Origin of the sequence: Streptomyces sp. WM6386 (assembly GCF_000972385.1) — a bacterium.
Classification (GTDB): domain Bacteria; phylum Actinomycetota; class Actinomycetes; order Streptomycetales; family Streptomycetaceae; genus Streptomyces.
The window spans coordinates 1-2,272 of the sequence record NZ_JXTE01000159.1 but is presented as its reverse complement, the minus strand read 5'-3'; the positions used below and the strand labels follow the sequence as shown (position 1 = coordinate 2,272).

Below are 2,272 nucleotides of genomic sequence, written 5' to 3'. Positions count from 1 at the left end.
TCCGCGGTGCCGTGCATGCCGCGCTGCGGGAATTCGGCGGGCTGGACGCGGTGGTGCACTGTCCCGGTGGCGGCGCGGCGCGACTGCTGAACGGGCAGCCCGTCGGGGCGGCCCGGGAGACGGTCGCCGACGCCGTCAGCGGCGCCACCCACCTCGACCGGGCCACCGCGGGGCTGCCGCTGGAGTTCTTCGCGCTCGCCGTCGACGCCGACCCCTACCAGGCCCTCCCCGGCACCGCGGTGCCCGCCGCGATCGCCCGCGCGTTCGGCTCGGTCGCCGCCGCCCGCGCCCGGCTCGCCGCCACCGGTGCCCGCCACGGGGCCTCGCTGGCCCTCTGCCGGCCCGGGGACCTCGCCGGCCTGCTGAACCGTGGCCGCGGCACGTGGTCCGGCTCCGCTCCGCGGGCCGCCTGACGAGCCCGTACGACGGCGATCTTCCCAGTGGCATGACAAGGTGCCTGACCGGGCCGCACGGCCCCTGACAACAGGCCCGCTCCCGCCGTCCGCCATGACAGGGCTCAGCCACGAAACTTCCGGTCGCGCGCACGGTTTCGCCCCACCGTGTGGCGGAATGTTGACGTCCGTCGCGCCAGCTCAGCAACCTCGAGGACTCCGGTCATGCGTACGAATTCCTTGAGAGGAGCGTGAGCGCAATGGACGTACTGGTTGTCGAGGACGATGACGGAATGGCCGAGGCACTTCAACAGATGCTGCATCTGCACGGCCACGACACCCGCCGCAGCGACACCGGTACCGACGCCCTGGCGAGCCTGCCAGGCACGAAACTCGTCCTGCTCGATCTGAGCCTGCCCGACCTCGCCGGACACGAGGTGTGCCGGCGGATCCGGGAGAACTCCTGTGTGCCCATCGTCGTGCTCAGCGGCAGCGACCACGAACTGGACCGGGTGACGGCCCTGTACGCCGGGGCCGACGACTTCGTGCCCAAGCCCTTCAGCCGACATGAACTGCTCGCCCGTATCGAGGCGGTGCTGCGCCGCAATGCCTGCTGCTGCGGACGGTCCCAGGGGGGCGCGGCCGCCGACTCCGCGCCGCTCCCCGTACCGGTGCCGCGTCCGCGCCGTACCCCGCCGGAGCCCGCGGGGGAACCGGCCGTGGCCCAGGACAAGCTGCGCGCGGGCCCGCTGTGGCTCGACGCGCGCACCCGCCGGGTGTTCCTCGACGACGAGGAGATCCGGGTCACCCGCAAGGAGTTCGACCTGCTCGCCATGCTGCTGGAGGAGCCGGGCACGGTCATGCAGCGCGAGGACATCATGGCCCGGGTGTGGGACGAGAACTGGTTCGGCTCCACCCGCACGCTCGACGTCCATGTCGGGTCCCTGCGCGGGAAACTCGGCAGCACGCGGTGGATCGAGACGGTACGGGGGGTGGGCTACCGGCTGACGGTGCCGGCGGCCCTCGGCTCCGGGGCCGAGCGATGAACGCCGGCCGCTGCGGTGCGACCGTCGTGCCGCACGACACGAGCGGCCGTCCGGACGACGCGGGGGAGCGTCCGTACGGCGTGGAGGCCCTGGCGCACGACGTGGCAGGTGCGGCCGACGTGTCCGGTGCAGCCGACGTTGCCGACGTGTCCGACGTGGCCGGTGGCCCGTACGGTCTCGCGGCCGCCGCCGCGCATCAGCTGCGCGGGCCGTTGTCGTCGATCCGGCTGCGGTTGCAGATGCTGGGTGAGCGCCGGCCCGATGTCGCCGAACTCCCGGGTGTGCTGGGGGAGGTGGACCGGCTGGCCACGCTGCTGAACCAGATCCTCGACTGGGGCGCCGCGGGGCCCGGGCCGCTGCCCGAGCCCGTCGAGGTGCTCGACGTCGCCGCCGCCCGCGCGGACGCCTGGAGTGTGCTCGCCGACGCGCGGGACGTCCGTGTCGACCTCACCGGGACCGCCGCGACGGCCCTGCAGACGCACGGCGCGCTGGAGCACGCCCTGGACGTCCTGCTCGACAACGCGGTGCAGGCGGGCCCGCCCGGCACCACCGTCACCTGCGCCGTGCACATCGCCGGGCAGTACGCCCACGTCAGCGTCACGGACGAGGGACCCGGCATGACGGACGCCGAACTCGCCCACGCGGGGCACCCCTTCTGGCGCGGGGCGTCGGGGGCCACGCGCGAGGGCAGCGGGCTCGGACTGTCGATCGCCGCGTCCCTGCTGCGAGCCTCCGGCGGCCGCCTCCGCCTGGGCCGGGCCGCGTCGGGGGGCCTGACCGCCACGGCGGTACTGCCGTTGGCGCCCGACTGAGAACGCCCCGCGCAGGCCCATG

Annotated in this window: 3 protein-coding genes; all 3 read left to right on the top strand. The window is 74.4% G+C overall.

All coding sequences use genetic code 11. The annotated features are described in order from the left end of the window. On the top strand, positions 1–413 hold a 413-nt coding region (locus TN53_RS47620; RefSeq protein ID WP_159038253.1), incomplete at its 5' end, for a hypothetical protein. Between the two features lie 239 nt (positions 414–652). Further along, positions 653–1,438, top strand: coding sequence for a response regulator transcription factor (locus tag TN53_RS40280; protein WP_046263833.1), 786 nt, complete (start codon positions 653–655; stop codon positions 1,436–1,438). Next, the gene (locus TN53_RS40275) at positions 1,435–2,250 is read left to right on the top strand and encodes a sensor histidine kinase (protein ID WP_107080588.1); all 816 of its coding nucleotides are present in this window, start codon (positions 1,435–1,437) and stop codon (positions 2,248–2,250) included. The genes TN53_RS40280 and TN53_RS40275 overlap by 4 nt, the downstream gene beginning before the upstream one ends. Positions 2,251–2,272: the final 22 nt, after the last annotated feature.